A 26,017-nucleotide genomic window follows, 5' to 3' on the forward strand; every position below is an offset into this window, starting at 1 on the left:
TTTAGAACAGTTAATCTAACCAAAAAAAAACCTCGATGATAACATCGAGGTGGAACGGTTTACATACATCAGCTCTTTATTCGAACTAATGATGAACAATAGCTTCAGACATATATGCATACAAATTCTTTTGAAATTTGTGGTATCTTTTCATCACATCATAAATTTCATCACCTATTTCTTTTGAAAATCGAATAGGTCCTTTCAACAATTCTATGGCCTTATGAATCGTATGTTTTAATCTACGCCCATTATCATCGAGTTCTAAAAATTCTTTATGCATATCTGGTGTACAAGGTTCACAGCGATACGAATGCAATTCGGTAAGCATTGCAGAGAGCTCATTTTTCATACGGCTCAGCCTGAGCGTATGCGTTTGATGGTTTCGCGATTCCTTTGGAGTAGTTTGATTTTTCATAATGGTTAGGTTTTGAAAGTGAGTATTTTAAATTTACCAATAATAAATTGCACATCAAAAAAAACAGCTAATATCTGTACATGTTTTATATTTATGTTAAACATTTAAACGATTCGTAAAAGATTTGTCAATAAATCATAACAAATTTTGAAATATAAGTAGAGTCAAAAATAAAATAATGGGGAAAAAACCCTTAATTATTTTTCAATTTTATTCTTAAAAAATGACGAGAACAATATTATATAACTGGGGAATAATTGGTTGTGGTAAAATCGCACATAAATTTGCAGAAGACATCACTGTTATACCCAATGCAAGATTATCTGCTGTAGCAAGTAGAGATTTGGAGAAAGCCAAAAAATTTGCGCATATTTATAATGCACATTCCTATTACGGAAGCTACCAGGAACTTGCAGAAGATCCTCAAATTGATATTGTTTATATTGCCACTCCTCATGTATTTCATTATGAAAATACCATTATGTGTCTAAGACTAAAGAAAGCCGTTCTATGCGAAAAACCATTTGCAATGAATAAAAATCAAGTTCAGAAAATGATAAAAGTTGCCAAGGACAATTCTATCTTTCTTATGGAAGCCTTATGGACATATTTTTTACCACATTACCAATTCGTATTAAAAATGATTCAAACTAATGAATTGGGTGACGTAAAAAAAATGAAAGCAGATTTTGGTTTTGCCAGTACTTATGATCCTGAAAATAGAGTCTTTAATAAAAGACTCGGTGGGGGAAGTCTTTTGGATGTAGGAATCTATCCCTTATTTACCACACTAACTTTGCTTGGTTACCCAAATAAAATTGAAGCAAACGCCAATTTTAACGAAAATGGTATTGATGAAAATTGTACTATGCTACTCACTTACAAAAACAATATCCAAGCATCCTTATATTCTTCGATTACCAAAAAAACAGATACTGAAGCATTCATTGAGTTAGAAAAAGGAACCATTACAATTCATAGTCGTTTTCACGAACCTTCTTCTGTCTCTATCAGAAAAGATGGAGTTTCAGAATTATATGAGTTTCCTGTAATGACTAATGGATATAGTTTTGAAGCTATACATGTTCAGGAAATGCTTGCTTTAGGAAATACCGAAAGTACTATAATGACCTTTGACAAAAGCCTTAAATTAATTCAACTATTAGATACAATAAGAGATAAAATCAATCTTCAATATTAATCTTATGATAAGATTAAATACAGTATAATGACAAAAATAAATTACAAAATGTAAAATAAACTTTACTTTAAGTAAAAAATATTATACATTTGTTATCTATTAATTAAAAATCGAACAGTTATGAATTTTTTATTATCAAACAAATTTAAAAAACCTGGGTGGTGCATTTTAATTGGGGGTATAGTCTTATGGCTCACATTACTTAGATTTGATTTTGAATCAAATTTGCTCATAGTCAAAGTGATTGCATTATGGAGCGAAGATTTCCTCTCTAATGAAGGATCACGAGAAATTATTCGAATTTTAGAAAACGATATTATAGATGAGATAATAACATTGCTTATCATTATTGGTGGATTGATGGTAAGCTTTTCTAAGGAAAAAATAGAAGATGAATTTATATCAAATTTAAGACTTAGCTCTTTAAAATGGGCGTTTCTACTAAATTATGTAGTACTTATATTTGCTACGGTATTTATTTATGGCGTTAGTTATTTCAACGTTTTAGTTTTCAATATGTTTACTCCGATAATCATATTTATTGCCCGATTCAATTATTTAGTATATAAAAAGTCAGGCGATGAAGAATAAGATAAAAATTGAAAGAGCCATCCACGATTTGACTCAGGCAGATTTGGCTGAAAAAATTGGTGTTAGTAGACAAACTATTAACGCAATGGAAAAAAATAAATATGTGCCTTCTACTGTTCTTGCTTTAAAAATTGCCAGATTATTTGGTAAGCCCGTAGAACAGATTTTCTTTTTAGATAACGAAGATTAAAATAACAAAAAGCGCTCTTAATAAAAGAGCGCTTTTCAATTTGTGTGAAAAAAAAGAGTGTTTATTTAGCTCCCCACTCTGCAAGGGAATCTTTATTTAATTTTACATAATCAGCATTTTTAGCCTCCTCTGCTAACTTTAACGAAGTTTTTGCAGCTTTTATTGCCCCTTCTTTGTCTCCGGTCTTGGCTAAAATCAAAGAATGTTGTCTGTGATACCAGAAAGCATCTGCTCTACCAGCAACTGCTTTTTCGATATGTTCCTTAGCTTTCGCGTATTCTTCCACATCTTTATAAAAAACTGCAGCCTGATAGTGATCATTTGGCGATGGGCCTGCCATAACTTTCTCAATACTCGCCATTGCCTTCTTTTTCGTTGGAACTTCTAATTTTAGAGCTACTTCAGTATTCTCCCATAAAATATTAATGAGTGCGCTATTCATTGTAAAATCACTAAACATAATGGTAAATGTTTCTACATTCATAGGTATCTTAGTTGATTTCACATTCACCTTAGCAGCAACTTTACTATCGTCCCAGTTTCTAGGAGTACCCCAGTTCTCTGTATCACTGTAAAAGATAACCTCCCAACTTTCCTTCCCTGGTTTTGTAAAAATAGCATATGCCCCTTTCTTTAACTCACTTCCTCCCACTTTTACATCATCACTAAATGTAATTTGCGTATTCTTGTTAGCACCTGTTCTCCATAATTTATCATAAGGAACAAGATTTCCGTAAATAGTACGTCCTTTCATACTTGGACGAGAATATTCAACCGAAACATCGGTTAATCCTACCACTTGCTCTATTTTAGAAAAGGGACTTGGTTGTGGGGTTTCTACCTGGGCTTGTATACCTAAGGAGATCAATACTGCTGATACGAATAAGATGATCTTTTTCATTGTGTTTATATTTAGTCTATTAATTAGTTTACCTGTAGCGAAATTAATAATTACACCTACATTAAGAGTTAACAAAAACTTAAAATAAGTAGTGCTATCTTTGCCATCATTTCAAATTCTATGACACGTAAATATATTTCAGAAACAATAGGAACATTTACCATGGTATTTTGTGGTACCGGCGCTATGACCATCAATGAAGTGACCGGAGGTGATGTCACTCATGTTGGTATTGCGGTAACTTGGGGATTAATTGTCATGGCAATGATTTATGCATTCGGAGATATATCTGGTGCTCATTTTAATCCGGCAGTTACTATTGGTTTTGCTTATGCTAAAAAATTTGAATGGAAAGAAGTTCCTAAGTACATTATTGCGCAATGTATAGGAGCTATTGCAGCCAGTAGCATTCTTCTTTTTCTTTTCCCGGAAAGTGAATTTCTGGGTGGTACCTTGCCCTCTTTTGATGATCTCAGAGCATTTGTGCTAGAATTACTGCTTACCTATTTCTTAATGCTGGTGATTATCAATGTATCAACAGGATCTAAAGAAGTTGGTATGATGGCCGGTATTGCTATCGGGGGGGTAGTGCTTCTTGAAGCTATGTTTGCAGGCCCTATGACCAATGCTTCTATGAATCCTGCAAGGTCTCTTGGTCCTGCTTTGTTATCAACACATTGGGAACATCAATGGCTGTATATGACAGCTCCTATAATCGGAGCTGTATTGGCCGTAATGACTTGCAAATTGATTAAAGCAGACAACTGTTGTAAAGACTGCTAATACAGAAAGATTCAAAATTTTATTTTTTGTTTAACTTTTTTAGTTAAGTTATTAAACAAAATGATTGTACCTTTATCTTTAAAAGGTACAAAATGAAAATATATACTTTACAAACCACACAAAATCTGCCAATATCCCTTCAGGAAGCTTGGGATTTCCTTTCAGATCCCAAAAATTTAAAGACAATTACTCCTGATTATATGGGATTTCAAATAATATCCGGTGCAGAAAAAAAAATGTATGCCGGGCAAATTATTCAATATATCGTTACTCCAGTTGTGGGAATAAAAACTAAATGGGTTACCGAAATCACGCATGTGGCAGATAAAGAATATTTTGTAGATGAACAACGTTTTGGTCCTTATGCTCTTTGGCATCATAAACATTTCATCAAAGAAATCCCGGGAGGTGTTGAGATGGAAGATATTATTGATTATAAAGTGCCTCTTGGTATATTAGGACAACTCGTACATCCTTTCTTGGTAAAGCCCAAACTGAAAGAAATATTTGAGTACAGAGAAAAAAAATTAATAGAATTATTTGGTGAGTTCAAGCATCAAAAAGAAAAACAAGTAGAACTGGTATAAACTAAAAAAATGAGAAAAAATATATTACTTATCGGTGGAAGTCATGGAATAGGATTCGAAATTGCATTAAAACTTTATAAAAATCATAATATCTATATAGCATCTCGAACATCAGAAAATTTAGGAAACCTTGAGGTTACTCATATTCCGTATGACGCTTCTACTGATGAAATTGACACTACCAAATTACCTGATCAATTAGATGGATTTGTTTATTGTCCCGGAAGCATAAATCTAAAGCCTTTTAAGATGCTTAGTCCAGATGCTTTCCAAGAAGATATGCAGATTAATTTTATGTTTTTGATCAAAATAATGCATTCTATTTTACCCCAGCTAAAAAATTCAGAACAAGCTAGCTTAGTCTTTTTTAGCACTGTTGCTGTAAAGGTAGGTATGCCTTTCCACACCAGTGTAGCTGCAGCAAAAGGTGCAATCGAAGGTTTTGCAAAGGCGTTAGCAGCCGAATATGCTCCTAAATTTAGAGTCAATGTTATTGCTCCATCTCTTACAGACACTCCATTAGCAGAAAGATTATTAGGAAATGAGAAAAAAAGAGAAAAAATGGATGAACGCCATCCTCTAAAACGTGTAGGTGAAGCTGAGGATATCGCCAATATCGCTAAGTTTTTATTAAGTGACGAAAGTAGCTGGATTACAGGTCAAGTATTGGGTGTTGATGGTGGAATGTCTACTTTAAATGTCAGCTAGTATGTCTCAAAAAGTAAATGTTTTTTGGTTTAGAAGAGATCTAAGACTCGATGATAACATAGGATTTCTCGAAGCTTTAAAAGATGACAGACCGGTATTACCGATTTTTATCTTTGATAGCGAAATCTTAAGTAAACTACCTGAAGATGATGCCAGAGTCTCTTTCATTTATGAAACGCTTCAAAATATGCGGAAAGAGTTACAAGAGCATCATGATAGTTCTATAGCTTTTTTTCACGGCAAACCATCTGAAATTTTTCAAGAATTAGTTAAAGACTATGATATCAGTAAAATATTCACCAATCGTGATTATGAACCTTATGCGAAAGAAAGAGATGAAACTATCAAAAAATTATTAGAAGATAATTCTATTGAATTTAAAACTTATAAAGATCAAGTTATTTTCGAAAAAAGCGAGGTTGTTAAATCAGATGGAGATCCTTATGTAGTATACACACCATATAAGAATAAGTGGAAAGAAGAATTTGATGCATCCAAACTAAAAATTCATTATACCAGCCAATATTTGGATAATCTTATTGAAAACACAAGACTACCCAATTTGTCTTTATCTGATATGGGTTTTAAGAAATCTTCTATAAAAGTACCTGATTATGTAGTAACTCCAACGCTAATTGATAATTATGAGGATACTAGAAATTTTCCTGCAAAAGAAGATGGTACTTCGAGATTAGGACCTCATTTACGATTTGGCACGGTGAGTATTCGTAAAATGATCAAAAAAGCAATTGCAGAACAAAATGAAGTGTTTTGGTCCGAGCTGATTTGGCGTGAATTTTTCATGCAAATTCTATGGCATTTTCCGGAAACAAAAGATAAGGCATTTAGGTCTAAATATGATCGAATAGAATGGAGAAACAATGAAGATGAATTTGAAAAATGGAAAAATGGAAAAACCGGCTATCCTCTTGTGGATGCAGGCATGCGTCAACTAAATAAGACCGGTTATATGCACAATAGGGTAAGAATGTTGGTTGCCAGTTTTTTATGCAAACACTTATTAATAGATTGGAGATGGGGCGAAGCCTATTTTGCAGAAAAATTGCTGGATTATGATATGTCTTCCAATGTAGGAAATTGGCAATGGGCTGCGGGATCTGGCGTAGATGCGGCTCCATATTTTAGAATTTTTAATCCAACTACTCAAATTGAAAAATTTGATAAAAATAAAACATACATCAAAACCTGGATAGAAGAATTTGATACTGAGGACTATCCAAAAAAAATGGTAGATCATAAAGAAGCGAGAGAGCGGTGCCTTGAAGTCTATAAAGAAGCTGTTGCTTAGTCGCTAAATTATAACATTTCTTTAAAATTAGAAATTGAAGTTTTTTGTAATTTCATAGCATTGCAAATCAATTATAAATCATTAAACTTCAACACGATGAACACACAAGAAGTAGCCAATCGTTTAGTAGAACTCTGCCGTAAAGGGGAAAATATGCAAGCTTTAAAAGAACTATATGCTGACAATATAGTAAGTAAAGAAATGCCGGGAGCGCCAAATGCTATAGTACAAGGAAAAGATGCTGTAACCAAAAAAAGTCAAGATTGGTACGCTAGTGTAGAAGAATTTCATGGAGGAGAAATTTCTGATCCTGTGGTTGCAGAAAATCATTTTACGTGTAAAATGACAATGGATTGTACTTTTAAAGGACAAGGAAGAATGCAAATGGAAGAATTGGCCATCTACAATGTAAATAATGGTAAAATAGTTGAAGAGCAATTCTTTTATTCGATGCCAACGCAATAATGAAATTAAAAATCAGGCTCTCAAGGCCTGGTTTTTTTCTACAAAAACCTCCTTACCTTTTCTAAAGCTGGATTACGGTTATCTTCTTTCCAGATAACAGAGAGTTCAGCTCTTTGTGGTATATCAGGAATTTCTAGAAACTTCACATTCAAATCAAAACCATACTGCAGAGAAGTGGGAACAATGGCCACTCCTAACCCACTTTCTACTAGCTTAAAAATCGTTTGGGCATGGACCGATTTATGAGAAACAATAGGCGTAAATCCTTTGTCTTCGCAAATACTCATAATTTTATCGTAGTATATCGAACTATAATCTGAAGAAAATAAAATAAAATGTTCATCAGCAACCTGAGCTACATTAATGAAGTTGTTTTTGTCTAAAAAATGATCTTTGGGTAATACCAATGAAAATGTATCCGTTTGTACCGCTTTGATAGATACACCATCAGGAACTCTGGCTAATCTTACAAATCCTATATCCAATTCATCACTAACGATACCTTTTACCTGATCATAATTAGACATTTCTTCTAAACTAAACTGTATTTTAGGATATTTCTTATCCGCCTTTACCAAAAGATCAGGTATTACTGTTTGGATAGCGGATCCTAAAAAACCTATTCTAACTTCTCCTTCGCTCCCTTTATCAATGAGTGCTGTTTGTTTGACAGTAAAATCAATATGATTAAAAATATAAGCAATTTCCTTTTTGAGATATTCTCCTGCTACTGTCAAGCTAACATTTCTTTTGTTTCTAATAAATAGTTCTGCACCAATTATTTCTTCCATTTGCTTGATTTGCCTACTTAAACCAGGCTGAGAAATAAACAGTCTTTCTGCTGCTTTTCTAAAGTGTAACTCTTCGGCCACAGCCAAAAAGTAAGTAAAATGACGTAATTCTAATTGATAACTCATAGTTATTAATCATTGACAAAATTAGTATTTATGAGTATTAAAAATACTAATTATCTTAGTGTAAACAAACATGAATAACATATAATGCCTAAAATATCATCACAATTTCGATTTGGAGAGGATCATCTTACCAGCGGTATTGCTATTAGAATTGCCTCTGGAGAAATCAAAGGAATCATCTCTGAAACCTCCAGAGAAAAGATCAGGAACAGTCGTCAGGTTGTCGAAAATATTGTAGATAAAGGTCATCCGGTATACGGTATCAATACCGGTTTTGGTCCTTTATGTACGACTATGATCTCAAAAGAAGAAACCAAAATACTTCAATCTAATATTTTACAAAGTCACAGTGTAGGTGTTGGCGAACCTATTGATCAGGAAATCGCCAAAATCATGCTAATTCTTAAACTTCAATCTTTATCCAAAGGATATTCCGGCATTGCAGAAAGTACGTTGGATCGTATACTTTGGCATATTGACAATGATGTGATTCCTGTGGTTCCTTCTCAAGGATCAGTAGGTGCTTCAGGTGATTTAGCACCACTCTCCCATCTGTTCCTGCCTTTAATTGGTTTAGGAAAAGTAATTTACAATGATAATGCGATAGCTACTTCAGCTTTATTTAAAGAAACTGGACTAACTTCTTTGAACCTTGGTCCAAAAGAAGGCCTTGCTTTAATCAATGGAACACAGTTTATAGCGGCGCACGCTGTAAAAGTCGTAGAAAAGCTACATAGTTGTCTTTCGCAAGCGGATATCATAGGAGCCATGATGATAGAAGGATTACAAGGCTCTGTAAAACCTTTTTATAATGAATTACACGAATTACGCCCATTCAAAGGAAATGTCCATGTAGCTTCCAGAGTGAAATCGTTACTTAAAGGTTCCGAGATTATGGAAGATCATATTGATTGTGATCGCGTTCAGGATCCATATTCACTACGTTGTATCCCACAAGTACACGGAGCCTCTAGAAATGCTTGGCTTCATCTTAAAGAATTATTAGAAACGGAACTAAATTCTGTAACTGATAACCCCATAATCATTGATGAAGAACTTACGATAAGTGGCGGAAGTTTTCATGGTCAACCGTTAGCGATGGCTATAGACTATGCGTGTTTGGCAGCATCAGAAATTGGTAATATCTCTGATCGTAGAATATATCTGGCATTAGAAGGTAATTCACCTGGAGTTCCAAAATTGCTCATGAAAGATACTGGTATTAATTCGGGCTATATGATTTTACAGTACACCACTGCTGCTTTGGCTAGTGAAAACAAGGGATTATGTTTTCCATCTAGCGCCGATAGCATACCAACATCTCTGGGACAAGAGGATCACGTAAGTATGGGATCTATTGGTGGAAGAAAAGCACTAAGAGTGCTTGATAATGTTGAAAAAATATTGGCTATAGAATTATTGACAGCGGCACAGGCATTTGAATTTAGAAAACCAATGAAATCCGGAATTATCTTGGATGAAATTCACAAAACCATCAGAAAAGAAGTCTCTTTTGCAGAAAAAGACCGTGTTTTTTCGGATGATATAGAAAAAGGTATTGATATCATCAAAAACAAAACAATAATCACCTTAGCGAATAATGTCGCCAAAAAAGAGAATGTATCTCTGGAGACGATGTTCTCTGCTCAATTTGAAACGTATTAATTATGACAAAGTATAAACTTATTGGTCCTGTCAAACAATTGATATCCTTGGATGGATTACCAATTAAGGGCGCTTTAAAAGACGATGAGCTCCCTGTAATCCTTGATGCGGGTATACTGATCGAAGATGATCGTATTCATTCTATTGGAAACTTTATTGATTTAAAAGAAATTGCCAAAAGTTTTGAAGCAGAAATCATAGAATTACAATCGAATTACGTTTGTGTTCCCGGATTTATTGATGCTCATACTCATATTTGTTTCTCAGGTTCGAGAGCAAATGACTATGCAATGCGCAATGCTGGTAAGTCGTATTTAGAGATAGCGAAAGCAGGGGGAGGAATTTGGGATACAGTAACTCAAACCAGAAAAGCGAGCCAAGAAGAACTTTGTCATGCTGTTGTAAAAAGGGCCAATCATCTTCTTAAAAATGGAATCACCACTGTAGAAGTAAAAAGTGGTTATGGACTTTCTATAAAAGAAGAACTTAAGATGTTAAGAGCATTAAAAGAAGCTAACTTACATTTAGAATCAGATCTCATCGCTACTTGTTTAGCTGCTCATATGTTGCCCAAAGATTATAACGGAAATCATCGGCAATACCTCGATGAAATGGCATCAACGCTATTTCCTCTACTAAAAGAAGAAAACCTTACCAACAGAATTGATGCTTTTGTAGAGCAAAGTGCATTTTCTAAAGAAGATATAGAACCATATTTAAAAAAAGCCAAAGAAATGGGATTCGATATTGTGGTTCATGCGGATCAGTTCACTACTGGTGGTAGTGAAATTGCGATAAAAGTTAATGCCATAAGTGCGGATCATCTAGAAGCCAGTAGCAATAAAGAGATTATGATGCTTGCTCATAGTGATGTTATATCAGTAGCTTTACCCGGAGCTTCATTAGGTTTAGGATGTGATTTTACACCTGCAAGAAAGATTCTTGATGCCGGAGGCGCCTTAGCCATTGCCAGTGACTGGAATCCGGGATCAGCTCCTATGGGAGATTTGCTGACACAGGCATGTATCTTAGGGGCTTTTCAAAAATTAAGTAATGCCGAAGTTTTAGCAGGAATCACATACAGAGCGGCAGCAGCCTTAAAACTTAAAGACCGTGGCAAATTAGCCCCTGGAATGTTAGGAGATTTTTGCCTCTTTTCTACAGATCATTACAATGAAATCCTATATCACCAAGGCAAACTTGCTCCTTCACAAGTATGGAAATGTGGAGAGGTAGTATACACAGAACATTAAAAACAAAAAAACATTTCAATAATCCTAAATGGGATTAGAAATTACAGCATATAATATGACAACTTTCAAAGACCAAATCTTAGGAGGTATTCCCAAATATCTTCCTTCAAAAAAAACTTTAAACTCCAAGATAAGCAGAGCTCCAAAACGAAAGCAAATCTTAAGCGTCGAAGAGAAAAAACTAGCTCTTAGAAATGCGTTGAGGTACTTCCCCACTGATTGGCACGAGGAATTGGCTAAAGAATTTCTGGAAGAACTCGATGAGTTGGGTAGAATTTATATGTACCGATTTATGCCGGATTATGAAATGTACGCCAGACCCATCAACGAGTATCCTGCAGAAACCAAACAAGCTGCCGGAATTATGTTGATGATACAGAATAATCTCGATCCGGCTGTAGCACAACATCCTTATGAATTAATAACCTACGGCGGAAACGGAGCTGTATTTCAGAATTGGGCGCAATATCTTCTTACGATGCATTATCTGGCCACAATGACGGAAGATCAAACCTTACATATGTATTCTGGTCATCCTATGGGATTGTTTCCTTCATCAAAAGAAGCACCTAGAGTAGTCGTTACAAATGGAATGATGATTCCAAATTACTCTAAACCCGATGACTGGGAAAAATACAATGCCTTAGGTGTTACTCAATATGGTCAAATGACGGCAGGAAGTTATATGTATATTGGACCGCAAGGTATCGTGCACGGAACTACTATTACGGTGATGAACGCTTTCAGGAAAACACTGAAACCAGATGAAAATTCTGCTGGAAAAATATTTCTAACTGCAGGTTTAGGTGGAATGAGTGGTGCCCAGCCAAAAGCAGGTAATATTGCCAAATGCATCACTGTGTGTGCAGAAGTAAATCCGGATGCAGCACAAAAACGATATGAACAAGGTTGGGTGGATGAAATTATTGATCAATTAGACGATTTGGTAATACGAACCCGAAAAGCCATGCAAAATAAAGAAGTAGTTTCTATAGCATATCAGGGTAACATTGTAGATGTCTGGGAGCGATTTTATGAAGAAGAGGTTTATGTACATCTGGGATCTGATCAGACTTCTTTACACAATCCATGGTCCGGCGGATACTATCCGGTAGATATGAGCTACGAAGATGCAAACAACATGCTTGCCAGTGATCCGGAAACCTTCAAAATTAAGGTTCAGGAATCACTAAGGAGACATGCAAAAGCAATTAATAAACATACTGAAAAAGGTACTTACTTCTTTGATTATGGAAATGCATTTCTTTTAGAAGCATCGCGTGCCGGTGCTGAAATTATGTCCAAAAACGGAATTGATTTTAAATATCCGTCTTACGTACAGGATATTCTAGGTCCAATGTGTTTTGATTATGGTTTTGGTCCATTTAGATGGGTTTGTACCTCTGGCGATCCTGATGATTTGGATAAAACAGATAAAATTGCCTTACGGGTTATGAAAGAAATAAAGATAGAAGCTCCGAAAGAAATACAGCAGCAAATGCAAGATAACATTACTTGGATCGAAGAGGCAAAGCAAAATAAGCTTGTTGTAGGCTCTCAAGCCAGAATTCTATACGCAGATGCCGAAGGGAGGGCAAAGATTGCTGAGGCGTTTAATAAAGCCATTAAAACAGGAGATATAACAGCTCCTGTTGTGTTGGGTAGAGATCATCACGACGTAAGCGGCACAGATTCTCCATATCGAGAAACCAGTAATATTTATGATGGTAGTAAATTTACTGCAGATATGGCGATTCATAATGTTATTGGAGACAGTTTTAGAGGAGCCACCTGGGTTTCTATTCATAATGGTGGCGGAGTTGGCTGGGGTGAAGTGATCAACGGTGGATTTGGACTCTTATTAGATGGATCTGATGAAGCTTCGAGAAAACTAAAAAATATGTTATTTTATGATGTAAATAACGGTATTTCTCGCAGAAGTTGGGCACGAAATGAAGAAGCTCTATTCGCTATTAAAAGAGAAATGAAACGTACACCAAAACTTAAAGTAACAATTCCTAACATCTTAAATGACAATGTCTTAGATGATTTATTATAACAACTTATACATTTATATAGTATTTTACACACAAGCTTATTACACCCAATGAACAATTACAAAAAGACTGATACTATCGTTTGGACGGGACGATCTTCAGAGAATCAATTATATCTACGCGAAAGAGTAAGTTTTATTGATTTAGAAAACGAAGAACTTCCTGAAAATCAAACTACTTCTTTCGCTATTTTAGGATATGCTTGTGATGAAGGAGTTCGAAGAAACTCAGGAAGAGTTGGTGCAGCATTAGCTCCGGATGCTATCAGAAAAATGATGGCATCATTGTCAAATCATTTTGATAAAAATACCCAAATTATAGACGCTGGTAATATTATTTGTAACCAAAACGAGTTGGAATACACTCAAACTTACACTTCAAATAAAGTATTTCAAATACTTAATAATAAATATTTTACAATAATATTAGGGGGTGGTCATGATTTAGCGTACGCACATTTTAACGGAATTAAAAAACACTTGAATAATGCTACTATCGGAATCATTAATCTGGACGCTCACTTTGATTTAAGAGCGATAAAAAATGAAGGGAATTCGGGAACGCCGTTTTATCAAATTGCTCAGGAGAACGATCATTTCAAATACCTTTGTCTAGGGATTCAGGAAGAATCAAACAATAAAGAGCTATTTGAAACAGCTCACCGACTCGGAGTAGTATATATGAATAATATTGATTTTACTTTAGAGAATAAAACGCATATTGCATCAATAATTGATACTTTTATGAGTAAAGTAGATCACATCTATCTAACTATTGATTTAGATGGATTCTCTTCTGCGTTTGCCCCTGGAGTCAGTGCTCCTTCTCCATTTGGTTTTTCCGTAGATATTGCTTTAGTCGTTATTGAACAAATCTGCAAATCCGGTAAATTAATCAGCTCTGATATTGTAGAACTGAACCCAAAGTATGATATCGATAATTGTACTGCCCGATTAGCAGCAAGACTGGCTTACTACATTATGAAGTTTATTTCTTCTAAATAACTTTCTTTACTGTTTTCCCATTTATTTATCTTTATGCGATATTTCGGTATCACCAATGGAGCAAACAGTACTTATACTTATTTACATTCACGCTTTCTTTGGTGCAATAGCATTAGTATCAGGCCTTATAAGTATCATTGGCAAAAAAGGAAGATTTTATCATAAAAAAGCAGGCATTGTGTTTTCGATCACCATGCTGATCAGTGCTGCCATAGCAATTCCGATTACACTGTTACCCAACCATGAAAATCTACTTCTCCATCTTCTTTCTATTTTTACCATCTATCTGGTTGTTTCAGGAAATCGTGTACTTCGGTTTAAGAAAAATCATATTTTAGGTATAACAGATATCTTGATTACCAGTGTTATGGGGGTAGTTTTTATAGGAATGGTTGCTGTAGGTATCCATCATCGCCTTCAGGAGATACCCAAAAGTACTTTATTTCTGTTTTTTGGTGGTTTTGGTATTATGGCTAGTATAAGGGACATTAAGCTTTATAAAACCTTTAAAACAAACCCTACAGCTTATTTATCTAATCATATTGGCAAGATGTCGGGTGCTTATGGAGCTGCGGTTACCGCATTTTTATTAGCAGCATTAAATTCGAGTACCTTATGGGTTTGGTTAACCCCTTCTGCTATTACCTTACTATTTGTAATTTATTGGAGAAGAAAAATCTCGAAAAAAAAGAGAGTGTAAAAATTAAAACCTTAGCCTCCATACTCCCCAAAACGAATATACAGGGAGTCAGCAGCTTTTGATAATTCAGGATAAACTGAGGTGCCAAATTCAGAAATAGCATCCTCCTCGCTTGTCATCCCGTTCTCATTTAAAAACCTCTGAATCTTAAAAGAAGTATACCAATCTCCCTTTGCTATCAAAATTTCCGAAGGCATTAGCTCACAACAAGCTTCATGCCATATCCCTTCGAGTTTAATAATCTCCAAATACTCCGGAATAACCCGAGTATCTCCTAAACTTAGTATATAATAGAATCGCTCATATGACTTCTCCTCCCAATGTTTTTTGAGAAATGGGATCCCAGACGGGTTATCTTTCCAGATTTTTTCGGCAACGGCTACATATGGATCCCTTGACGCATATGCATAAAACACACTTCTGTTTTTTTTTGAGGCAACATTTAGAAAAACTGGAATCAGACTATGATTTTGTAAAACTTCTTCTGTCATGAAATATAGTCTATCTGCCATATCAGCATTAGAAACCGGCGGTTCGAATTCAGAGTTCAAAAAATTTTCAAATTGATCAGGAGACAAGCGATGGATCAACTTATGTTTTGGATTATCATAATCCCCTCCGGAGTATGACCGATAATACTTGTGTAAATCCAAAAGCTCTTTTTCGGCTATACCTGCATTGGACCTAAAATACAATTCACTTTCAAGGCTAATCTCTGAAATACCGGTATCCTTATACTTTGTACCTGGATAGACAGACCTAATGATAAACTTCATTTTTGAAACGTTTTTTAAAAACAAATCAAATTGCTGAGGTTCAGAAACTTTTTCGAGTTTGATAATTGTACGATTGCCCTCCGTTACTATTGCTAATTCTTCTACAGTTCCATTTTTATCAAATAAAGATTCAGATTTTCCGTATCCATTACTAATTGTGATTGTAGCAATATCGATAGGTGTAAAAAATTCCATTTCAATATATTCTCCTATACCATCACCCTCGACACCTTCGAACCAGGCAGTTTCAATAGATTTATCATATAAGTTTGTTGGATGATAAGAGAACGCAGAAACGTTACGGCTTCTAAGAGTTGAAGATGCTTTTATATTTTTAACTAGCGAAAATAAAGGATAGGCGGGAGCTTTTCTTTGGGATGTTAGCTTCACCTCTTTTCTATCTGCTTCACCGGTACCGGGATGTGTTTGGTCTTGTTGATCTGCCAAAGATTTGAATTGCCTCTCTTTTTCGTTTTTTTCTAAATTACAACCAAAAATAAAGATGCAAAAAAAGAGTTTTGTTAAAAGAATACCAGTTTTCATAATATCACACATTCAGATAAGCAACAACTTTTGATCAAAAATCCTATTTAATTAAATACAATAGATGGACTTACTTATCAAAAGTATCGTTTTAAAAGACAATAATTACCCCTGAAAATAGGGTTAATAAAAGAATTAATATCTTTTTTTTATGTACCCAATACATTTTGACAAACTTAGCTTTTTTTAAACCCCCAAAATCCAATTACTTTTGTATCTTCGAAAAATACAGATTAAATAAATTTCCCTTTACGGATTTGCACACATTGATCATCTTTCAGCCTCTACCAATAGCAAACTATAGTTTAGCTACTTTAATGTATAGGTGATGCTTTATATTTTATGGAAGCAATTAATTATTATCAAATATCCATTTTTCTTCTGCAAGGATTCGTTGTTTCCTTCTTAGTTCTTGTCCTATTCCACTTTCGAAAAGTTACGGGAAATGGTCTATTATTTACCGCTTTAGGTATGTTTCAGTTTATCCAGGTATTTACCGCTACCACGATGTATTTTGAAATATTTGATGGTATTACTGTCTCTCCTGGTTCATCTGTTCTGTTTTCAGTTACTTTATTTACTGTATTAATATTTTATATAAAAGAAGATGCATTATTAACCAGAAGACTTATTTATGCATTGGTGACTGCCAATCTTATGATTGTTATCCTACTCCTACTTTTCGGAATAAATTTACAGGATTCGAGCATGCATCAAGTATCCTTTACAATGCTTTCAGATTTCTTTAATACTAATGTTTTTCTTTTGGTTTATGGAACGTTATTACTGTTTGTGGATTCAATTTTAGTGATTTTTATATTCGAATACATTTCCAAACATATAAAAAGCTTATTTTTTAGGGTCTTTTTGACTATGCTGCTTGTCCTTGTCTTTGATGCCGTATTGTTTAGTGTGATTGGTTTTTGGAATTCTGATAGCATTATGAATTTCCTTATTTCAGGATTGGTATCCAAAATAACCATGAGTTTTTATTATGGAATATTATTCACGATATATCTAAAATACGTGCAAAAGGAAGCCTCAGAAAACATGTATTCCAGTTTCAAAGATGTCTATCACTCTCTTACCTATCGTCAAAAATTTGAAGAGGCTGAAAAAGTAATACAATTAAGCGAAAGCAGATACCAAACGCTAACAGATATTTCTCCTGTTGGCATTTTTATGACCAAAGCCAATGGCAAAACTACTTTTGTAAACGAAAAATGGTGTGAAATTTCCGGTCTATCACAGCAAGAAGCTATGGATGATGGATGGCTAAAAGCAGTACATCCCGAAGATAGAAAAAAGTTGAAATCCGGATGGTATGATGATGCTAAAAGAAGGGATTCGTCGCACGCAGAATATCGATTTTTAAGACCCGATGGTAGTATCAAATGGGTATTAGGACAAGCAATCCCTGAATATAATGAGAAAAACGAAATAATCGGTTATGTAGGTACTACCACTGATATCACCGAATTGAAGCTCTATGAAATAGAGTTAAATAAAATGAAAGATAAAGCAGAGGAAAGTGATCGATTAAAATCTGCTTTTCTAGCCAACATGAGTCACGAAATTAGAACTCCGATGAACGGAATTTTGGGTTTTGCAGAACTTTTAAAAGAACCAGTACTTACGGGAGATGAGCAACAACTATATATAAGTTTAATCGAAGAAAGTGGTGCCCGTATGCTCAATATTATTAGAGATATTATTGATATCTCTAAAATTGAGTCGGGACAAGTAAAAGTTTTTCTTTCTGAAGTAAACATTAACGAACAGGTAACCTATTTATACCAATTTTTTAAACCAGAAGCAGACAGAAAAGAACTCCAACTATCCTATAACAATTCATTATCCGAGGAAAATGCAGTCATTAAAACGGATAAAGAAAAATTTAATGCCATACTTACTAATCTGGTTAAAAATGCTCTTAAATACACTCCAGAAGGCTCTGTCTCATTTGGCTATGAAGTTAAAGAGAAATTCTTACAGTTTTTCGTAAAAGATACAGGTATGGGTATCGCCCAAGATCGCCAAAAAGCAATTTTCGAGAGATTTGTTCAGGCAGACATAGAAAATAATTATGCTATAGAAGGAGCTGGTATTGGATTATCGATTGCAAAGGCTTACACCGAAATGCTTGGAGGTAAAATCTGGTTAGAAAGTAAAAAAGATATGGGTACCATTTTCTACTTCACAATACCATATAACAAGGTTTGATATAAATATCAAATTTTAAAAAAGTGAAGTTCTAAAAAAGTATTTCAGAGTTTAGCTATTAAAAATTATAGTTTCTACCCAATAATTCACAAGTTCTTTGTGTTCAATTTCTTTTATAGACCCTACCCAGGGATCTATAATAAGCACGGTATCATCATCGGTGTAGCCTATGATTAATAGTGCATGTGCTAAAAAGCCACCATAATTTTGTGTTCCAATAAGGACTGGACGATCATTATCTATTTTACCTTGGATTTCTTCTAAGGTTAATTTTGGATCGTTTCCATATATCTCACTTCTGTACTCTGTATCTATATAACTAAAATGCGAAGATAGTTGTGGATGTAGTGTAAATAAATCTAAGCCTTGGTTATTTGCTTCAAGAATTTTATCCAATTGCTTCTCTGACTTAAACACTCCATAACTCAGCATTGCCATAGAAAGCGCTGCCACCTAACAATTGCTCATGCCAATCTGCTGTTCAGGAATGATATCAAATACTGAGATTTTTTTACTTTTGATATTAACAACTTCTTCCATGATATAATTTACGTGTATTTATTTAAATGTTGGTAGGGTTTGATACAAGTATACTATTGTTATTTCTAAAAGTACGTAAAAACCAAGAGCGTCACAATAATAAACAGGTATGAATGCCCTTACAAAAAGAACTTAAATAATTAAAATATTTACATTTTATCCTCTATCCAGAAAACAGCAGTTGTTATTAATTTTTCTTTATCCAGGTCATTATGAAGTTCATGGTAACCATCTTTAAATGGAATAAAATCGATATAATCTGTTTGTTCCGAAAGTTCCTGACTCGCAGCATAGCTTGTTACCTGATCAGCAGTTCCATGCATTAATAAAATAGGAGTTTCTAATTGAGAAGCCTTGGTCATTACCCACTTACCAGCCTTTATGATTGGTAAAGAGAAATTAGGACTCACTTTATCGTGCACTAAAGGATCATTTTTGTACTTCTCTACTTCTTCAGGTACCCTGGAAATAGCGTTTGCATCCAACCCGGAAGGCAATGTAATTGAAGGTGCTATTTTTTGAAATAGTTTACCCATCATCATTTTCCAAGCAGGCGGCTGAAATGCCAAACGCAAAAACGGACTAGTTAAAATGGCTCCTGCAACCTTAAGATCGCTTCTCAATATATAATTAATTACCAGATTCCCTCCCATACTATGACCATATAAAAAAATTGGAAGATCGCTTACGGTTTCTTTAGCTTTATGGTATACTATATCAATTACCTCCATTAATGCTTCGTAACTCGGACAATGTCCTCTTTTACCACTGCTCTTACCGTGTCCGAAATTATCATAAGTAATTATACCTATATGTTTTGCTAATAACTCAGGAATTACATAATCGGTGTATCTAGTAGAATGCTCCCCCATACCGTGTACCAATAAAATGATGGCTTTACAGTCTTTAGGTAACCAATATTGCCCAAAGAGTTTGTGTTTTTTATAATCAAAAAAGAATTCGTGATGTTGCATGATTTAAATATACTATAAATATGCTATCAAAACATCCTAGAATTATTACATAATATAATATTTTGTATTTGACATGTCACTCTAAAGAAGGTAAAAAAATATGGGGAAATTCACATTTCTTAAAAAATAATTATATTCGCAAATTATTAAAATAACCTACGCCCCAAAAGTATGTTTAAAAATCCTTTTTCCTTCTCTGGAAGGATACGAAGACTAGAATATGGTCTAAGCTATATTATATTCCTGGCATCCTTTTTTTTGTTAGGAGTTATCACCGAAATTATACCAGAAGCTGAATCTCTTATAATATTAATGACCATACCATCATATTGGTTCCTTTTAGCACAGGGAGCTAAACGTTGTCACGACTTGGGTAATAGTGGTTTTTTTCAGATAATTCCGTTTTACGGACTATTCATGCTCTTTGGTGAAGGGAATTACGGTGCTAATAAGTATGGTTATAATCCTAAAGAAATTGATGCTCCTATTACAAAACGAAAACCATTCAAATTAAGAATAACCTTACCTCCCGGGAAATCAAATATAGACTTACTCACAGAAATACTATTCTTTTCTTTATTAAATACATTACTTATTCAACTTTTTAACAATTATGTAGAAAATGACCTTTTTAGATATTTGTGCATTGCTATGTCACTATTGGTCTGTTACTTTTTATTATTACTGATAGCGAATAAGAAACGTCCTTTGCCAGAACTAAATGCTTATTTATTAAGACAAAGGTTGACTTATGCTGCCCTACTTGCTTTTAGCATATATGCCTATAACTTATCTTTTAATTATTATTCTTTTCAATGGGATGACATCGCTAATACAATATTCTTAACAATTCTACTCTGGGGTTTTACCTATGTTCCTTTTATAATATATAAATCACTTTTTAAAAAAAGAGAGGAGGAAATAGCGTATGAAAACTAAACATTATTTATATGCTTCTCTGGTACTATTAATTTTAATCTTTATAGTAGGCTATACAAACAAAGTTGAACTAAGCGACATGGTTCAATGGTCAGATCGATCGGTCAATTGGTCTGATTTTCAGGAAGTAGAAAAAATTAACGATGCGTACGATGCTACTATATTCTCTGAAATTTTCTGTCCAAGAATGATTAACGAAGAGGATTCTCTGGTGTATGCATTTATGGATCCTAATCAATCAGAAAGGTTAAAAGATTCTGTATTTGACGCTCAGTTATTAAAGCATGAACAGTATCATTTTAATATCACAGAATATCACGCACGTTTATTACGTAAGGAAATAGTGAAAAAAGGATTAGAGAATATTTCACCGGGTACACTTCAAGATTTGTATGATAAATTTGATTTACAGCGAGCAAAGATGCAAAGAGAATATGATGAGGTTTCTGAACATAATATGGATTACAAAAAACAACGGTTTTGGGAATTAAAAATTGATGATTTATTGCGTGAAACCTACTACTATAAAAATCCAAATATTTATAGTTACTATGACTTTACTAAAAAAGAAACTGAATACTTTAGATATGTTTATCACACATTAGATCATCAAATTCTTACTTCTTACCCAATCGGCAAAACAGACTGTATCAACGGAAAATGTTATAAAGTTGAACGTAATGACAATGAGGTAATTATTAAGTATTTCAAAAATGGAGAACTTGCTAATGGAGGTCTTTTCAAAACTGCAATTACTAAAATAATAAAACCTACAGATTCGACGTCTGAGATGCATTATTTCAATAGTGATATGACACCAAATACGGTTTTAAACAGATCTATTTCAAAAACAGTTAAGAATAGTAATAACGATATGACTATATCCTATTACGATGCTCATAACAGCCCTGTTGAATACAAATCTGTACATAAAGCTTTTTGGAAATACAATCCAAAAACTAAGAGCCTATATTCTACGTATTATGACAACAATGGAAAATTAACTACTAATAATGATCTTGTTTTTCACGAAAGAAGAGAATTTGATAAGGAAGGTAGGACTATCAAAATTTCTAATTTTGATTTGGAAAATCAACCCATGAATGACAAAGATTATATTTCTATATATGATTATGTTATAGACGATTATCATAAGATAAAAAGAACAAGATTGTACAATAAAGATGGAGGATTTGCTACCCATTTAACAGAGTACAATCTTCATTATACATATGATGAAAGAGGAAATTTAATCCAATTTGTGAATCTCGATATAAATGGTAATCAAATAGAAAATAAAGAAGGTATTTGCATTTACAAATACACTTATGATCTAAATGACAATTACACCTCTGTTAAAAGATATAACGCACTGGAATTACCAGTTATTGGAAATGATGATTACTTCATGCAAGTATGGGATTATGGTTATAAAAATAGATTAGAATTTACCGCCAAATATTATGATGGTTATGTTTTAGCATTTGACGACAATAGGAATGGTGCCAGTAAATATGAATACGTCAACGACTCTATTCGCAATATTTTAAATATTGATGTATACGATACTACTTTTAATAACGATTTTGGATATGCTATTAAAAAGCAATATTTAAACAAAAATAATAAAATAATCCGTGAGTACTTTTTAGACGAAAATGAATGTTTTGCAATATCAGAGGATGGAATTGAAATATACGAGTATGCTTATGATAATAACGGTAATTTAATTGAAGAAAAAAGGTTAGATTCTTTAGGAAACCTGAAGCCATACAATCTGGATGCAGCCATCATCCGATGGGAATATGATGATCGTAACAATAAAACAAAAACTACTTATTATCAATCAGAAAATGTTTTGGCAAAAGCCAACCAAAATATTACTTTTAATCTATATACCTATAATAAAGATAACCTTCTTACAGAAAGAACCAACTACGATAAAAAGATGAGGCCAGCTCTATTAAATGGAGTATTTAAAACATTATATGAATATAATCTTTTTGGCAAAGATACGCTTGTTAAAGAATTTGATACACAAAACAGACTAATTAAAGGGGCCTGTATTACCCATTATACATATAACCAATATGGAAATATTACACGCGAAACTTATTACAATTCAAAAAACAAAAGAACTACGTATCAAAATGGCATAAGTGCGATAGAATACGTATACGACAAACAACAACGCTATGTTGGCCTTAAAAACTATGATAGATTTGATAAACCCATAAATGATCAAGACGGTGTTTTTTATAAAAAAAAGACATTAAACGAAGCCGGACAGATTATCTCTTATGAATACTTTGATAAAACAAGTAGGCCAACAATGGGATCTGGTGGATATCATAAGGTAGCTTATGAGTATAATGACTCTGATTTAATGATTAAAGAAAGTACCTATGACACAGATCTTAATTTAGTTAATGACAGAATTGGTATAGCAGAATACGAATATACCCGAGCTTCTTCAGGTCTTATACAAACTATAAAATACTATGATAAAAATGGCAATCTCACTGAGAATGGAGATGGCGCTGCAGAATTAATTTATGAGGAAACCATGAATGGTTTATATTTTTTAGACAAGCAACTAAACGTGCAAGGAAAAGAAATAAAGGAAGAAATAGAGGAAGATTCAGAGGAATAAAATAACTCCAAAAAATGGACACAGATTCTCCAAGTAGTCTAAAATAGTTATAACAGTTGGGTATTCTTTTATTCTAGATTAACATTTTTTATTCAGAAAAGATTATAATAATGATGTATCCTAATTCCCTAAATTAACTCATATTCATCCACAATATTCTGCTGTTCAAGCACAATCCAATGATTTAGTAAAATAGTGATCTTATTTTTGAATACAAATCGTTACTTATTCAATTATGAGCACACAAAAAATACTTACATTAATTCTTTGCGGGATATCCTTCTTTGTAAACTCTCAGTCTTATGAATTAAGCACGTCTACCGGTACATATATTAACTTAACCAATAGCACATCTTTAAACAATACAGCACCTTGGGATGATCCTGAGTTTGAAATTCCTATTGGCTTTAATTTTGACTATTTTGACATTACCATAAATCAAATTTACATCGATGACTGGGGATTTGGAGCTGGATTAACATCTAATCCAAATGAAACAGGAATTCTACCTGCATTGGTTGTTTATGGAGCAGATATTGTCGATAGAGCTTATGACGATAACAATCCAAATGCCACTACTGGTTCATTATCAAACATCTCGTACTTGGTTGAAGGTTCTGCCGGAAATAGAATATTAAAAATTGAATGGAATAATGTAGGTTTCCTTTCGGATATATTAGCAGATGGGATTTCTACTGATTTTACAAATTTCCAATTGTGGTTATTTGAAGGATCTAATGATATAGAAATTCATTTTGGTCCTAATTCTATCTCTAATCCAAGTCAGGCTTTTGATGGAGAAACTGGCTCCTCAATTGTTTTAATTCCTGCTTATAACTTTGAAACGGACGTTATTGAAGAGAATGCCACTTTCTTATCCGGTAACCCTACTAACCCAACCGTCGTGCTTTCGACAGTAGATAACAATACTTTTCTAAATGGTGTAATTCCAAATGGAACTATTTATAAGTTTACAAGAGCTACACTTAGTACAGATGAATTTCAATCTGCTACGAAATTAAAACTGTTCCCTAATCCATCTAAAGATGTAATCTATCTTTCTGGTATAACGTCTGATAAAAAGTATGAAATTTATAACCTGCTGGGTAGCAAAATAGAAGAAGGTATTATTAACAAAAATGAAAGAATTAATATTCAAAACTACTCACAGGGAATCTATCTGATCAAATTTGATAATAACCAAACACTTAAATTTGTTAAAAGTTAATACTTAATAGTTAATAAACATAAAAATCTCTTATGTTTGAAAGAGTATTATCCTTCAAACATCAAAGACACAAATTCTGCGACACAAGCAGGTTTATCAACACCTTCTATTTCTACAGAGCAATCCCACGTGATTTTTAGCCCGTTTTCAGCATAAGGCTCGATCATTTGGATACTGCTATGCAATCTTAATCTACTATCCACCAAAACCGGATGTGGAAATCGCACTTTATTCAGTCCATAATTAACTCCCATCGCTAAACTTTCTATCTGAATCAGATCCATTAACATTTTAGATAGTAAAGAGACTGACAAGAATCCGTGTGCGATTGGCTTTTTAAAAGGAGATTCTTTTTTGATTCGTTCCAGATCCACATGAACCCATTGAAAATCCTGTGTAGCTTCTGCGAACGCATTGATCATCTCTTGTGTAACTGTAAGCCACTCCCCTATTGGTAATGATTTACCCTCGTACGTTTTAAACTCTTCAAAGTTTTTACAGATTAGTTTATTCATGGTTCTTTCTTTGGTAAACTCTTTATCTAACATTACACTTCGACAAGCTCAGTGTTACAATAACATTATAATCCCACCTAACAACTTAAATTTCAACAACTAAAACTAAAAATTATCAATTCTATCTTGAGATCCCGCCATCAATCGTAAGGCATATACCCGAAACATAAGAAGCTTCATCTGATGCCAGATATAAATATCCATAGGCTATATCTAACGGTATCGCTGCTTTTTTAAGTGGAATTTGAGATTTTATTCCATCCAGATGTTCTTTCGGAATTTGTTCAGTCATTTCAGTGAGTGTAAAACCAGGAGCCAACGCATTTGCTGTAATCCCATATTTACCAAGTTCCATCGTCCATGTTTTAGACATGGCAATGACTCCTGCTTTTGTTGCTGCATAATTTGTTTGTCCAAAATTACCTCGTAACCCAACATTCGATGCCGCAGAAACGATACGACCATACCCAGCTTCTTTCATATATTGAGAAACCACTTGTGTACATAGAAAAACACCTTTCAGGTTTACATCAATTACAGCATCCCACTCGGCTTCACTCATTTTATGAAGCGTACGATCCTTAGTAATACCAGCATTATTGATCAAGATATCTATTTTACCATATTTTTTATGGATTCTTTCGGCTTCAGCCTCTATTGCCGCTTTATCAGTCACAGAAATATTTGTAAATTCTGCTACTTGACCTTTTGTCACAATCTCTTTAGCAACGCTTTCGCCTTCAGTTAATAAATCCCAGATGATCACTGTTGCACCTTCTTGCGCAAACAATTCTGAAACTGCTTTTCCTATTCCTCTGGCGCCACCTGTAATAATTGCTACTTTATCTTTTAATCTCATTTTTTTTAGTTATTTATA

The 26,017-nt window shown here is 33.8% G+C and carries 25 protein-coding genes; 17 read left to right on the top strand and 8 right to left on the bottom strand.

The genetic code is table 11. The features are described from left to right. Positions 1–85: 85 nt before the first annotated feature. Positions 86–418, bottom strand: coding sequence for a hypothetical protein (locus ACE94K_RS16215; RefSeq protein WP_378174602.1), 333 nt, complete (start codon positions 416–418; stop codon positions 86–88). Between the two features lie 223 nt (positions 419–641). Between ACE94K_RS16215 and ACE94K_RS16220 the strand changes: the two genes are divergently transcribed. The 3 genes from ACE94K_RS16220 to ACE94K_RS16230 all read left to right on the top strand — a co-directional run bounded on the left by ACE94K_RS16220 (position 642) and on the right by ACE94K_RS16230 (position 2,400). Next, complete coding sequence (locus ACE94K_RS16220) at positions 642–1,619, top strand: Gfo/Idh/MocA family protein (RefSeq protein ID WP_378174605.1); 978 nt, start codon at positions 642–644, stop codon at positions 1,617–1,619. A gap of 225 nt (positions 1,620–1,844) precedes the next feature. Then, entirely contained in the window at positions 1,845–2,210 is a 366-nt protein-coding gene (locus tag ACE94K_RS16225; protein ID WP_378174608.1) for a hypothetical protein, read from the top strand. Then, positions 2,200–2,400 carry a helix-turn-helix transcriptional regulator gene (locus ACE94K_RS16230; protein WP_378174611.1) on the top strand — a complete coding sequence of 67 codons (201 nt, stop codon included), beginning with the start codon at positions 2,200–2,202 and terminating at the stop codon, positions 2,398–2,400. The genes ACE94K_RS16225 and ACE94K_RS16230 overlap by 11 nt, the downstream gene beginning before the upstream one ends. 61 nt (positions 2,401–2,461) lie before the next feature. On the opposite strand, the gene ACE94K_RS16235 is transcribed toward ACE94K_RS16230, so the two are convergent. After that, positions 2,462–3,301: a DUF2911 domain-containing protein gene (locus tag ACE94K_RS16235; RefSeq protein WP_378174613.1), complete on the bottom strand. Its 840-nt coding sequence runs from the start codon at positions 3,299–3,301 to the stop codon at positions 2,462–2,464. Positions 3,302–3,421: 120 nt separating this feature from the next. On the opposite strand from ACE94K_RS16235, the gene ACE94K_RS16240 reads away from it, so the two are divergent. From ACE94K_RS16240 to ACE94K_RS16260, 5 genes are all read left to right on the top strand, one after another. Beyond that, positions 3,422–4,084, top strand: coding sequence for an MIP/aquaporin family protein (locus ACE94K_RS16240; protein WP_378174616.1), 663 nt, complete (start codon positions 3,422–3,424; stop codon positions 4,082–4,084). A 92-nt stretch (positions 4,085–4,176) separates the two neighbouring features. After that, positions 4,177–4,671: a cell division inhibitor gene (locus tag ACE94K_RS16245; protein WP_378174619.1), complete on the top strand. Its 495-nt coding sequence runs from the start codon at positions 4,177–4,179 to the stop codon at positions 4,669–4,671. A gap of 9 nt (positions 4,672–4,680) precedes the next feature. Further along, the gene (locus ACE94K_RS16250) at positions 4,681–5,379 is read left to right on the top strand and encodes an SDR family NAD(P)-dependent oxidoreductase (RefSeq protein WP_378174622.1); all 699 of its coding nucleotides are present in this window, start codon (positions 4,681–4,683) and stop codon (positions 5,377–5,379) included. A 1-nt stretch (position 5,380) separates the two neighbouring features. Continuing rightward, the gene (locus ACE94K_RS16255) at positions 5,381–6,688 is read left to right on the top strand and encodes a cryptochrome/photolyase family protein (RefSeq protein ID WP_378174625.1); all 1,308 of its coding nucleotides are present in this window, start codon (positions 5,381–5,383) and stop codon (positions 6,686–6,688) included. 96 nt (positions 6,689–6,784) lie between these two features. Further along, positions 6,785–7,153 (top strand): SnoaL-like domain-containing protein, encoded by a 369-nt coding sequence (locus ACE94K_RS16260; RefSeq protein WP_378174628.1) that lies wholly within the window; start codon positions 6,785–6,787, stop codon positions 7,151–7,153. Positions 7,154–7,191: 38 nt separating this feature from the next. Here the strand turns inward: ACE94K_RS16260 and ACE94K_RS16265 are convergent, their stop codons facing one another. Beyond that, on the bottom strand, positions 7,192–8,070 hold the full coding sequence (locus ACE94K_RS16265; protein WP_378174631.1) for a LysR family transcriptional regulator: 879 nt from the start codon (positions 8,068–8,070) through the stop codon (positions 7,192–7,194). An 84-nt stretch (positions 8,071–8,154) separates the two neighbouring features. Between ACE94K_RS16265 and hutH the strand changes: the two genes are divergently transcribed. The 5 genes from hutH to ACE94K_RS16290 are packed head-to-tail and all read left to right on the top strand — an operon-like array spanning position 8,155 to position 14,749. Beyond that, on the top strand, positions 8,155–9,735 hold the full coding sequence (hutH, locus tag ACE94K_RS16270; RefSeq protein WP_378174634.1) for a histidine ammonia-lyase: 1,581 nt from the start codon (positions 8,155–8,157) through the stop codon (positions 9,733–9,735). Positions 9,736–9,737: 2 nt separating this feature from the next. Then, positions 9,738–10,988 (top strand): imidazolonepropionase, encoded by a 1,251-nt coding sequence (gene hutI / locus ACE94K_RS16275; protein WP_378174637.1) that lies wholly within the window; start codon positions 9,738–9,740, stop codon positions 10,986–10,988. A gap of 28 nt (positions 10,989–11,016) precedes the next feature. Continuing rightward, complete coding sequence (locus tag ACE94K_RS16280) at positions 11,017–13,047, top strand: urocanate hydratase (RefSeq protein WP_378174640.1); 2,031 nt, start codon at positions 11,017–11,019, stop codon at positions 13,045–13,047. A 48-nt stretch (positions 13,048–13,095) separates the two neighbouring features. Continuing rightward, positions 13,096–14,049, top strand: a complete 954-nt coding sequence (hutG, locus tag ACE94K_RS16285) for a formimidoylglutamase (protein WP_378174643.1) — start codon at positions 13,096–13,098, stop codon at positions 14,047–14,049. Positions 14,050–14,104: 55 nt separating this feature from the next. Beyond that, positions 14,105–14,749, top strand: a complete 645-nt coding sequence (locus tag ACE94K_RS16290) for a hypothetical protein (RefSeq protein WP_378174646.1) — start codon at positions 14,105–14,107, stop codon at positions 14,747–14,749. Between the two features lie 11 nt (positions 14,750–14,760). Here the strand turns inward: ACE94K_RS16290 and ACE94K_RS16295 are convergent, their stop codons facing one another. After that, complete coding sequence (locus tag ACE94K_RS16295; protein WP_378174649.1) at positions 14,761–15,972, bottom strand: hypothetical protein; 1,212 nt, start codon at positions 15,970–15,972, stop codon at positions 14,761–14,763. Positions 15,973–16,410: 438 nt separating this feature from the next. Here ACE94K_RS16295 and ACE94K_RS16300 point away from each other — a divergent pair, with 438 nt between their 5' ends. Continuing rightward, entirely contained in the window at positions 16,411–18,291 is a 1,881-nt protein-coding gene (locus ACE94K_RS16300) for a histidine kinase dimerization/phospho-acceptor domain-containing protein (protein WP_378174652.1), read from the top strand. Between the two features lie 51 nt (positions 18,292–18,342). Here the strand turns inward: ACE94K_RS16300 and ACE94K_RS16305 are convergent, their stop codons facing one another. After that, positions 18,343–18,744, bottom strand: a complete 402-nt coding sequence (locus tag ACE94K_RS16305) for a C39 family peptidase (RefSeq protein WP_378174655.1) — start codon at positions 18,742–18,744, stop codon at positions 18,343–18,345. Positions 18,745–18,980: 236 nt separating this feature from the next. After that, complete coding sequence (locus ACE94K_RS16310) at positions 18,981–19,805, bottom strand: alpha/beta hydrolase (RefSeq protein ID WP_378174659.1); 825 nt, start codon at positions 19,803–19,805, stop codon at positions 18,981–18,983. A gap of 171 nt (positions 19,806–19,976) precedes the next feature. Here ACE94K_RS16310 and ACE94K_RS16315 point away from each other — a divergent pair, with 171 nt between their 5' ends. The 3 genes from ACE94K_RS16315 (at position 19,977) to ACE94K_RS16325 (ending at position 24,625) form a co-directional block, all read left to right on the top strand. Further along, entirely contained in the window at positions 19,977–20,744 is a 768-nt protein-coding gene (locus ACE94K_RS16315; RefSeq protein WP_378174661.1) for a DUF805 domain-containing protein, read from the top strand. Next, the gene (locus ACE94K_RS16320; protein ID WP_378174664.1) at positions 20,734–23,397 is read left to right on the top strand and encodes a hypothetical protein; all 2,664 of its coding nucleotides are present in this window, start codon (positions 20,734–20,736) and stop codon (positions 23,395–23,397) included. The genes ACE94K_RS16315 and ACE94K_RS16320 overlap by 11 nt, the downstream gene beginning before the upstream one ends. Before the next feature lie 235 nt (positions 23,398–23,632). Beyond that, positions 23,633–24,625: a T9SS type A sorting domain-containing protein gene (locus tag ACE94K_RS16325; protein WP_378174667.1), complete on the top strand. Its 993-nt coding sequence runs from the start codon at positions 23,633–23,635 to the stop codon at positions 24,623–24,625. 47 nt (positions 24,626–24,672) lie between these two features. On the opposite strand, the gene ACE94K_RS16330 is transcribed toward ACE94K_RS16325, so the two are convergent. Together ACE94K_RS16330 and fabG are read right to left on the bottom strand one after the other, a co-directional pair. Next, the gene (locus ACE94K_RS16330) at positions 24,673–25,140 is read right to left on the bottom strand and encodes a MaoC family dehydratase (RefSeq protein WP_378174670.1); all 468 of its coding nucleotides are present in this window, start codon (positions 25,138–25,140) and stop codon (positions 24,673–24,675) included. 121 nt (positions 25,141–25,261) lie between these two features. Next, positions 25,262–25,999 carry a 3-oxoacyl-ACP reductase FabG gene (gene fabG / locus ACE94K_RS16335; protein ID WP_378174673.1) on the bottom strand — a complete coding sequence of 246 codons (738 nt, stop codon included), beginning with the start codon at positions 25,997–25,999 and terminating at the stop codon, positions 25,262–25,264. Positions 26,000–26,017 lie beyond the last annotated feature (18 nt).

Source organism: Aquimarina besae, assembly GCF_042434905.1.
Lineage (GTDB): Bacteria > Bacteroidota > Bacteroidia > Flavobacteriales > Flavobacteriaceae > Aquimarina.

What these genes read in the sequence shown, in the direction of transcription:
- ACE94K_RS16215 (WP_378174602.1), bottom strand. Translation starts at nt 418, where the DNA reads ATGAAAAATCAAACTACTCCAAAGGAATCGCGAAACCATCAAACGCAT.
- ACE94K_RS16220 (WP_378174605.1), top strand. Translation starts at nt 642, where the DNA reads ATGACGAGAACAATATTATATAACTGGGGAATAATTGGTTGTGGTAAA.
- ACE94K_RS16230 (WP_378174611.1), top strand. Translation starts at nt 2,200, where the DNA reads ATGAAGAATAAGATAAAAATTGAAAGAGCCATCCACGATTTGACTCAG.
- ACE94K_RS16235 (WP_378174613.1), bottom strand. Translation starts at nt 3,301, where the DNA reads ATGAAAAAGATCATCTTATTCGTATCAGCAGTATTGATCTCCTTAGGT.
- ACE94K_RS16240 (WP_378174616.1), top strand. Translation starts at nt 3,422, where the DNA reads ATGACACGTAAATATATTTCAGAAACAATAGGAACATTTACCATGGTA.
- ACE94K_RS16245 (WP_378174619.1), top strand. Translation starts at nt 4,177, where the DNA reads ATGAAAATATATACTTTACAAACCACACAAAATCTGCCAATATCCCTT.
- ACE94K_RS16250 (WP_378174622.1), top strand. Translation starts at nt 4,681, where the DNA reads ATGAGAAAAAATATATTACTTATCGGTGGAAGTCATGGAATAGGATTC.
- ACE94K_RS16255 (WP_378174625.1), top strand. Translation starts at nt 5,381, where the DNA reads ATGTCTCAAAAAGTAAATGTTTTTTGGTTTAGAAGAGATCTAAGACTC.
- ACE94K_RS16260 (WP_378174628.1), top strand. Translation starts at nt 6,785, where the DNA reads ATGAACACACAAGAAGTAGCCAATCGTTTAGTAGAACTCTGCCGTAAA.
- ACE94K_RS16265 (WP_378174631.1), bottom strand. Translation starts at nt 8,070, where the DNA reads ATGAGTTATCAATTAGAATTACGTCATTTTACTTACTTTTTGGCTGTG.
- hutH (WP_378174634.1), top strand. Translation starts at nt 8,155, where the DNA reads ATGCCTAAAATATCATCACAATTTCGATTTGGAGAGGATCATCTTACC.
- hutI (WP_378174637.1), top strand. Translation starts at nt 9,738, where the DNA reads ATGACAAAGTATAAACTTATTGGTCCTGTCAAACAATTGATATCCTTG.
- ACE94K_RS16280 (WP_378174640.1), top strand. Translation starts at nt 11,017, where the DNA reads ATGGGATTAGAAATTACAGCATATAATATGACAACTTTCAAAGACCAA.
- hutG (WP_378174643.1), top strand. Translation starts at nt 13,096, where the DNA reads ATGAACAATTACAAAAAGACTGATACTATCGTTTGGACGGGACGATCT.
- ACE94K_RS16290 (WP_378174646.1), top strand. Translation starts at nt 14,105, where the DNA reads ATGGAGCAAACAGTACTTATACTTATTTACATTCACGCTTTCTTTGGT.
- ACE94K_RS16300 (WP_378174652.1), top strand. Translation starts at nt 16,411, where the DNA reads ATGGAAGCAATTAATTATTATCAAATATCCATTTTTCTTCTGCAAGGA.
- ACE94K_RS16310 (WP_378174659.1), bottom strand. Translation starts at nt 19,805, where the DNA reads ATGCAACATCACGAATTCTTTTTTGATTATAAAAAACACAAACTCTTT.
- ACE94K_RS16315 (WP_378174661.1), top strand. Translation starts at nt 19,977, where the DNA reads ATGTTTAAAAATCCTTTTTCCTTCTCTGGAAGGATACGAAGACTAGAA.
- ACE94K_RS16320 (WP_378174664.1), top strand. Translation starts at nt 20,734, where the DNA reads ATGAAAACTAAACATTATTTATATGCTTCTCTGGTACTATTAATTTTA.
- ACE94K_RS16325 (WP_378174667.1), top strand. Translation starts at nt 23,633, where the DNA reads ATGAGCACACAAAAAATACTTACATTAATTCTTTGCGGGATATCCTTC.
- ACE94K_RS16330 (WP_378174670.1), bottom strand. Translation starts at nt 25,140, where the DNA reads ATGAATAAACTAATCTGTAAAAACTTTGAAGAGTTTAAAACGTACGAG.
- fabG (WP_378174673.1), bottom strand. Translation starts at nt 25,999, where the DNA reads ATGAGATTAAAAGATAAAGTAGCAATTATTACAGGTGGCGCCAGAGGA.